The sequence below is a fragment of the Chitinimonas taiwanensis DSM 18899 genome, assembly GCF_900119825.1.
GTDB lineage: Bacteria > Pseudomonadota > Gammaproteobacteria > Burkholderiales > Chitinimonadaceae > Chitinimonas > Chitinimonas taiwanensis.
Map to the genome: position 1 here is coordinate 438980 of NZ_FPKR01000001.1, position 8109 is coordinate 447088.

7 protein-coding genes are annotated in these 8109 nt (G+C 56.8%); 4 read left to right on the forward strand and 3 right to left on the reverse strand.

Features of this window, described 5'->3' with window-relative positions; all coding sequences use genetic code 11:
• Window positions 1-34 precede the first annotated feature (34 nt).
• Together BT173_RS01990 and BT173_RS01995 are read right to left on the reverse strand one after the other, a co-directional pair.
• The gene (locus tag BT173_RS01990) at window positions 35-2626 is read right to left on the reverse strand and encodes a YncE family protein (RefSeq protein ID WP_139255997.1); all 2592 of its coding nucleotides are present in this window, start codon (window positions 2624-2626) and stop codon (window positions 35-37) included.
• A 728-nt stretch (window positions 2627-3354) separates the two neighbouring features.
• Window positions 3355-3972, reverse strand: coding sequence for a TetR/AcrR family transcriptional regulator (locus BT173_RS01995; protein ID WP_072426924.1), 618 nt, complete (start codon window positions 3970-3972; stop codon window positions 3355-3357).
• A 201-nt stretch (window positions 3973-4173) separates the two neighbouring features.
• Here BT173_RS01995 and BT173_RS02000 point away from each other — a divergent pair, with 201 nt between their 5' ends.
• Window positions 4174-5574: a 2OG-Fe(II) oxygenase gene (locus BT173_RS02000; RefSeq protein WP_175545533.1), complete on the forward strand. Its 1401-nt coding sequence runs from the start codon at window positions 4174-4176 to the stop codon at window positions 5572-5574.
• Window positions 5571-6179 carry an HD domain-containing protein gene (locus tag BT173_RS02005; RefSeq protein WP_072426926.1) on the forward strand — a complete coding sequence of 203 codons (609 nt, stop codon included), beginning with the start codon at window positions 5571-5573 and terminating at the stop codon, window positions 6177-6179. Before BT173_RS02000 ends, BT173_RS02005 begins: the two co-directional genes overlap by 4 nt.
• A gap of 51 nt (window positions 6180-6230) precedes the next feature.
• Here BT173_RS02005 and BT173_RS20025 read toward each other — a convergent pair whose 3' ends face one another.
• A complete protein-coding gene (locus tag BT173_RS20025) occupies window positions 6231-6566 on the reverse strand; it encodes an antibiotic biosynthesis monooxygenase (RefSeq protein ID WP_072426927.1) in 336 nt (111 codons plus the stop codon).
• A 130-nt stretch (window positions 6567-6696) separates the two neighbouring features.
• On the opposite strand from BT173_RS20025, the gene BT173_RS02015 reads away from it, so the two are divergent.
• Window positions 6697-7104 carry a GFA family protein gene (locus BT173_RS02015; protein WP_072426928.1) on the forward strand — a complete coding sequence of 136 codons (408 nt, stop codon included), beginning with the start codon at window positions 6697-6699 and terminating at the stop codon, window positions 7102-7104.
• Between the two features lie 93 nt (window positions 7105-7197).
• Window positions 7198-7665 (forward strand): NUDIX hydrolase, encoded by a 468-nt coding sequence (locus BT173_RS20030; RefSeq protein WP_072426929.1) that lies wholly within the window; start codon window positions 7198-7200, stop codon window positions 7663-7665.
• Window positions 7666-8109: the final 444 nt, after the last annotated feature.

Consider the following 8109-nt stretch of genomic DNA (forward strand, 5'->3'; position numbering starts at 1 on the left):
CCGCCCCTTTACTATTTCTGAGGTGCTACGAGTATCACGGGCCAATCAGCACAAACGCCAGCAGCGGATCATCCGTCAGCGTTGCGACGATCATGCCGTCGGCAGTCACAACCATCTGCTGCGCTTTCAAGGCCTTGGCGTAACCGGCCACTTTGTAGCCAGTCAAGAGTGCACCGTTCGGGCTGTGTACCCAAAAGTCGCTGCTCGAATACCGGCCGGATATGCCGCAAATGGCGCGGCCGTCGTAGGTCACTTCGATATTGTTCGGGTAGGCATCGCCGCCCGGCAGATAGCCGAGGAACGTCAGGTTCACCAAGTCAAGGTGTGCGCACTTGTAGGGCGCACTGCTGGCCGTATAGACGCTGCTACCATCATACGTGACAGCAATGTCTTGGCCGTTTGAGGCACCTCCGGCGTACCAGGTGCTTGCTTTGGACGCGATCGTTAAGATACCGCCGGATACTGCCGTGTAGTCGACGTCGAAGGCATCTGAACTGGCAGGAATGTGTCCCATATCTTGCACAAATACCTTCGAGCTGTCCGCCGATGCGGACAAGGTTACGTAACCTGACCAACCGGCTATGCCAGTATTGCCCAGATACTTACCGTCATGCCGATAAGCGGTGCCGTCACCGATCAGTAGTACATCGACCCCGTTTGGCATGATTGCGAGCGCGGACGTGTAAGCACCAACGGTATTCTGCAGCGGCAATGTGCCGGTAACGGTCAGTGAATCCAGCTTGAGTATCGCTGCGCTTCTGTTTGCAGTGTCCAGTACGTACAGCGTGCTGCCGTCTGGACTGGGCGTCATTGCACCGAGCGCAGCGCCGACACCGGGAATAGTCCCTACCTTTGCACCGCTGTATGCGTTGAAGACATCGATCGATGATCCGCCGTCGTGCGCATAGATGTAAGGACGGATCTTGTCGGCGATCAACTTTTCGTACGTGAGCGGCAGCTTGACCATGTCTGCTGCGCCCGAAGCGCCCTTCCACAAACCGACGCGAATCGAGACGGGAAGCACGGCTGTGTCTGCTGGCGTGATCGTAACCGTTGCGTAACTGATTGAGTTGGTCGTCAGCGTTGCTGGATTCGCGCTTAGCATCAGGGCGGTGCCCGCGCCGGTTGAGCCGCTGCTGGTCACTGAAAGCCATGGGGCGCTTGAGGTGGCAGCCCAGGAGACGTTGCCACCGTAGTTGTCGGAAATTCGGATTGTCCGCGACAGTACGGCCCCTGATGGGGTACTCGACAGGGCAATGCCGTATTCAGATGCGAGCAGTTTGCGGTCGTCGCGATTGATATTCACGGTGATCGGAGTATCGAGCGCGTCGCCGTTGACCTGCGCAGTTAGATGAATGACATGGCTACTCGATCCGCTCGCAAGCAAGGCAGGGTTGGCTGTGAGCGTTATGCCCGTACCGTTCTGATTCACCACGCCGCTGCTCGCAGAGGGGGTCACGCCAACCGGCATGCCAGAGACCGCCCACGCCCAATTCTTTTCACCGGTGTTCAGTGTCATCGACAAGGACTGCGGACTGAAATCCCGTCCCTTCGCCCCGCCAAGCGTGATCGCCGCAGTAGAAGCGGCCAGCGTTGGTTTGGTCAGTGTCAACGTAGCACTTAAGGTTTTGTCCGGAACATTCGGCGACTTGAGGGTGATGACAGACGCGTAGTCGCCACTCGCGAGCGGGCCTTTGCTCGGGTCGGGCTGCAAGGTCATGCTGCCTGGCGTGGTTCCACTAAGCGGGCCGGCGATCATCCAGTTCGCGGTGCTGCTTGCGGTCCACGGCGAGGCGACCTGGTTATCCAGTTCGAAGCTCAACGTCTGCGCAGGGATGTCGGCACCGTTGATGGCGTTGAAGGTGGGAATACCCGAAGTGATCAAAAAATTCGTTGGCAGTACCGTCAGCGAGAATGCGACGTTTGTCGATTGACCATCCTTGGAGCTAATGGTCACGTTATCCGTGTAGGTGCCGACGGCAAGACCATTGGGGACGAAACCGACGCTGAACGATCCATTGCCCGTGCCCACACCATCCCGGACTTTCAACCAAGCTGCAGTGGCGGTGGCGGTCCATTGCAGCTTATCGCCGCTGACCTGCACGGTGACATCGCTCGGTGCCGGTGCGCCGAGGTGTACGCTCGCCTGGGTGGGCATCGTTGGGGCTGCACCCAGCGGCGCTACGGCTTCCGTTACCGTGAAGTCGTAGCGCAGCGACATCGGCGAACCCGGGAATTCGCTGATGCAATTGCTGTCCTTGCACAGGCGGATTTGGAAGCTGTCCTGATAGCGGCCAGGCTGTAGCAGGGACGATGGGTAGAACGTGACTGAGTAGGATTCGGCGTTCAGCGTCTGAATCCCCACTTGCCCTTGAAGCACCTGCTTCGGGTCGACGACGTAGGTGTAGACGGCCGTCACATTGGCAAAGTCCTTCGGATTGTTGACTGTCGCCTGCAGCGTCACTGGCGAAGCATTGCCTGCGCGATAGTTGGCGCTTACGACATCCGAGGAAAACCGAAGTGCCGGGGGTGTTGTCGAACTTCCGCCGGTACTGGTGTCACTACCTCCACCGCCGCAGGCGGTCAGCAAGACAAGGCAAGAAGCCAAAAGGGATTGGCGAATCACGAAAGATATCCTGAGCAAGGGTTTTTTAAGGGTTTGTTGTAAAGGTATGGCGCGACATGGCGACGTCTGTCGTCTGTGCTGAAGCGACGGGTACGGCTTAGAAGTTGTTTGGAAAATTTCCCGATGCGGTGAAGCAGCAAGTGGACGAAAGCGATCTGGATGGTGGTTTCGGAGGTGGCGACCAAAAATTTTTTCTGATGGCCGTACAGAACAGGCGGTCTTGTAGGCAAAGGTCGTCTCACTCCCCGAGGAGAATACGATACCAAAATCTTCCAAGACGCCCCGCAAACAATGCGGACGAACCAGCGTGTAGGCGAATCGCTGCCTAGTAGGAAAACGAAGGGAACTGGCGCGCACTGGTAACCGTCCTGAACGGTCTACTGCATAAGGCTTATCGCACCTTGTGCGAGTGAGCTCCATGCCTGACTAACTCTTGTGTACGTTGAGCCACCACACGCTAGCGCGCTGGAATATCGTGGGCAAAGCCATACCGGGCGTGCCAATACAACGGTAGGCACGCCCAGTCGCGTTATGACTGCCCAACGAACTTAATTCCCTGTCCTCATATTCCTCGGCAATAAAGTCTGGGACAGTCACTGCAGAACTATCAATGGGTTAGCACTGCTCTACCATTGCGTAAAGTCCGGGACAACTACCTACTTGACTCCTCTGGACGACCTGACTGTACAACATAGTCTGGGACAGCGCTTCTCCTGGCTCGGCACAGCTCACGAAGCGGTTGCTAGCGGCGCCGCATCGATGCTCAACATGGCATGACGAAGCGCCGACTGCGCAGCATACCCCACCGGCATGATACCGCTGGTTGCACTCGCGAGCTGATAGGCGCCTTCCATCATGGCCAGCAGCGCTGCCGCCAAGTCCCGGGAGCCTGTCGTAACGCGTTGCCGCTCACGCAGGCAGTTAGCCAGCAGTTCCGACAATAGCTCAAGCTCGGTCGCGATGGCGCGCTGATAGACCTCTCTGACTTCCGCCTGGCGCACCGCCTCTGCACCAATCATGACCCATGCGGCAACGATTTCCGCTGCTGCCCCATCGCCTAGTCCCACCCGGGCTTCCAGATAGGCATTTAGCAGATCCATTGGCGATTCTGCTTTGCCCGCGATCTGCTCGAAGCGGCGTTGCCCGTAGTCGGCAAGCGAGGTGACCAGTGATACCAGAATCTCCTGCTTGCTTTTGAAGTGGTAATGCAGCAATCCAGGAGCTAGTCCAGCTTCCTTGGCAATTGCCTGGATGGTGGCCTTCTCATAGCCGTGTGTCGCCATGACGGACTGCAGCGCACGAATGATCTCGGCGCGGCGGGCTTCCGTGTTGGGCTTCCTGGACATGGGTATTCCTATTTATTGGTTGATTGACCAAATATTACTTGCATTGCAGCGTTCAGTGGAGATAAGGTGTAGTTATATTGGTTGATTGACCAAATTAAAGGTCGCCACATGCTCATAGCGCCCCCCATCTATCCTCTGCCAAGCACCGCCGGATATTGCGTTGTCATCCCCGATTTTCTGTCGAAAGAAGAATGTGCTGACTTGATCGCCCGCAGCGAGGCGAGAGGGTATGCCAATGCGGCGACTGACTATCCACCGTCCTACCGCAATAACGACCGGCAGGTGCTCGACGATCTGAATCTCGCTGCTCAGATGACCGAACGGCTGCGCCCCTATGCACCTGCGAATTTGGCCGATCAGGCAGGCAATTGGCAGCTCGAGCACGTGAACGAGCGTTTCCGGTTCTGCCGCTATCAGCCCGGCCAGCAGTTCAACCTGCATCAGGATGGCGTGCATCACCGCGATGCCGCGCGACGCTCCCGCCTTACCTTCATGATCTACCTGACCGATGGCGACGCATTCGCCGGCGGCGATACGGTGTTCTATTCCGCCGGGCCGGGTGGTGATGCGAATGGTCAGGATGCCAAGGAAATTGGCCGAGTAAAGCCACGTGCCGGTAGCTTGATCCTGTTTGACCATGGCATCTGGCATGCCGGAGAACAGGTTTCCGGTGGCATCAAGCATGTCATGCGCAGCGACGTTATCTACCGGCAGACGGCGAATGACAAAGGCGAGGTGCAGCGGGCACAGAGCGCGGGTCATGACGGCTATATCTGGACGCTCGCCGCGCTCGATCACGGCCAGTACGCCAGCGGCGGCCGTGACGCGATCATCCGGATCTGGGATAGGCATGGCTCGGCGATCCAGCAGCTTCACGGTCACGACCAATCTGTGCTGGGCTTGGCTGCCTTGCCGGGGCGACGGCTGGCCTCGGTATCGCGCGACCGGTCACTTCGACTCTGGAACTGGGCAGACGGGAACTGCGAGAAATCGATCGTGGCGCACGACGCTGCGGTATTGGATGTCACACGCCTATCGGATGGTCGTCTGCTGACCTGTAGCGCTGACGCGCTGATCAAGGTTTGGGATGAGCAAGGGTTGCCATTGGCTTGCTTGGAAGGCCACTGTGGCTGGGTCTGGCAAATGGCGGCTATGGGACAGTTGCATTGGGCCAGTGCATCCGAAGATGGCTGTGTGCGGATATGGAATGGCGCAACGCTTGAATGCTCAGCGGTGCTTGAGGGAAATGTCCCGCTCCGGACTCTGCTAGCCGTAGAACAAGCCATCTGGACCGGCGATATCGAGGGCGGTATTGCCTGCTGGTGCGAGAAGGACGGCAATTGGTCCATGGTGTGGCGGTTCCTGGCGCACAACGCAGCCGTTCGCCGCCTGAGTTTGCTCGACGCCAAGCACGTGGCGAGTTGTGGCGAAGACAATCAGCTGCGAATCTGGCGTTGCACAGGCCCTGAACAGGTATTTATGGCGCGACATGAGAACTTCGTGACCGACGCGTTGCCGATTGCTGGCGGCATCGTGAGCGCCTCCTACGACGGATGCCTGCAGCTTCACACCTATTCAATAAACGAAGGAGGCCAAGCATGATCGACTTCAACGCAGCGTGGATAGCAACTTGGTCCAGGCTTGGCTTGGTGGCCAGTCCTACCTGTTTTGACAGGCTGATGGCCCGCTATGCCGAACCGCATCGCCATTACCATGGCCTGCAGCACCTCGATGAATGTCTGGCATTGTTCCAGCAAGTTGCCGAGTCGGCAGAACATCCCGCAGAAGTGGAAATCGCCCTATGGTTCCACGATGCGATTTATGAGCCGCTACGGCACGACAATGAGCAGCGTAGTGCGGACTGGGCTCGTGAGGAACTACTCACCGCCGGCGCTGCGAAACAGGTGGTAGACCACGTGTATGCCCTGATTATGGCGACCCAGCATGCGGCTGAGCCTTCGGGGCGGGATGCGCAATTGCTGGTCGATATCGACCTGGCCATCCTGGGGGCGTTACCCGAGCGCTTTGCTGAATATGAGCGGCAGGTTCGTGCTGAATACGGTCACGTGCCGAGCTTTCTTTTCCGACGTAAGCGACGCGCACTCTTGAAGCAGTTCTTGGCGCGCCCCAGGCTTTACAGCACCGCAGGCATGCGGGAACGATTTGAAGCCATCGCTAGAGAAAACCTGATCGCAACAATCCAATAGGATTGGACGCTAAGTCCCGCCGCTACTCAATTACGGGGGGACGTCGGAGGATTAGACTCCATTTTTGAAAGGCAGAACCATGACGTCTGAGACTGATTCGAGGACGATTTCAGGAAACCCCTCTGCGATGGCTTCGGCCATCTGGAGCTCGGCCTCAGGATCGACAGACTCAAGTGCGAAAGCCTGTTTTCTGGCATCTGAACTGGGCCATTGCGCATAGCTGTACCACATGCCATCCGGACCACGGTGTAGACGAGACCCAAGTGAACCGCGCTCGGACAGTAGGCGTTCCGAAATTCGCGTCCATGCCTTCACAAATGACTCTTCGGCACCCGCGTGCAGCCGCCACTGATACAAAACGACTAGTCCGGGACCTTTTGAACTCACGAGCTCACCCCCTATGATTCTCTCGAAATCTTCTCAAAACGAGCAGGTTGTAAACTGCTAAGCAGTTTGGTTCCCTTCGCTGCGCTTCGGCACCCGTTACGTCAAAAGTTAGGCCATTCAAGGAAATGCAATGATTAAGCAAGTTGGCGACACAACCATAAACCTTAAGCATAAAGCGTCTTGTCATTGTGGAAGTGTTGTACTGGAACTGGATTTACCAAATGGCATCGAAAATCCAAGACGCTGTGACTGCTCAATCTGCCGCCGTAAAGGAGCCGTTGTCGCCTCGGTAAAGCTGTCGGCTATTAAGATATTGCAGGGCGAGGATGAGCTCCGGCTTTATCAATTTAATACTCACACTGCCAAGCACTATTTTTGTAGTGTTTGTGGAATTTATACTCATCATCAACGTCGTTCCAACCCGGAAGAATATGGCTTCAATGTCGGGTGCCTGGAAGGTGTAAACCCTTTCCTTATCCCCGAAGTTCCGGTCAATGATGGAGTCAATCATCCAGCGGATCGGAAAGCTGTTGCCTAACCTTGAGGTCAACGTCATGGCCCGGAGCTGCGCTTTGGGTTCCCTTCACCCCTACGTCGTTCCGGCCGCACGTTACCCGCAATGCTATACCGCATGATCAGCTTCCGAATCAATTCGCATCGCTTTCATCTGCGCGCCGGTGCCGTGGCACTGGAAGCGGGGCACGTCCTACTGCATCGACTTGAAGGTGACCCCTTTTGGACTCTTCCAGGCGGACGTGTCGAGGCCGGGGAAGAAGGCGCGCATACTATCGTGCGCGAATTCATGGAGGAACTAGCGACCTCCGTCACATGCAATGATTTGCTTGGCATCGGAGAGAACTTCTTCGAATTCGACGGTGAGCCGCACCATGAGATAGGTCTCTACTACTCTGTTTCGCTACCTGAGAATTCGAAAGTTCGAAACACCAAAATCTCCCACGCCGGACTCGAGGGGAACCGACGCCTTGAATTCAGGTGGTTCCCCCTTGCCGCCGTTCGCGGCCTTGACCTTCGCCCTGCAGCATTGCGTGACTCACTAGCCACAGGCCTTGTTCCACAACACTTCGTTCAACGTGGCTAACTAGCTCGAATGCGGTCAAAAACTTCGCTCAAACTGACCCACTACGGCATGCTTAGATCGAACTACAAGGGCTTCCCCGTCCCTTGCAATAGCAAAGTACGGTTGATTCACTCTGTCGCTGCGTCACCGCCAGCCTGATGCGTGAGAAGGTGAAGGACTGCACTACTACAAACGGTCATGTTGGGCTGATTCAACCCGGACCCTGATATAAGACGCGCTTGGGGGCCTCCATCGTTAGCCGGGAATCCACATTCCCCTGGAATTAATCAGGCATACCCCAAGCTGGTCCAACCGCTTCACTATCAACGCCAGCAGTTCGCGTTCGATGTACTTAGCCGCTCATCGCACTTTCCTTTCCTGCAGACCCGCTTTTCCGAGACCTGGCGACTGCCGCGTCAGTCGGCTAGCACCGTGAAGTCATGCCCATAACGCAGGATGGCCCAG

Coding starts and splice junctions, on each gene's coding strand:
- BT173_RS02015 (WP_072426928.1), top strand. CDS start 6,697: ATGATTAAGCAAGTTGGCGACACAACCATAAACCTTAAGCATAAAGCG.
- BT173_RS01995 (WP_072426924.1), bottom strand. CDS start 3,972: ATGTCCAGGAAGCCCAACACGGAAGCCCGCCGCGCCGAGATCATTCGT.
- BT173_RS20030 (WP_072426929.1), top strand. CDS start 7,198: ATGATCAGCTTCCGAATCAATTCGCATCGCTTTCATCTGCGCGCCGGT.
- BT173_RS02005 (WP_072426926.1), top strand. CDS start 5,571: ATGATCGACTTCAACGCAGCGTGGATAGCAACTTGGTCCAGGCTTGGC.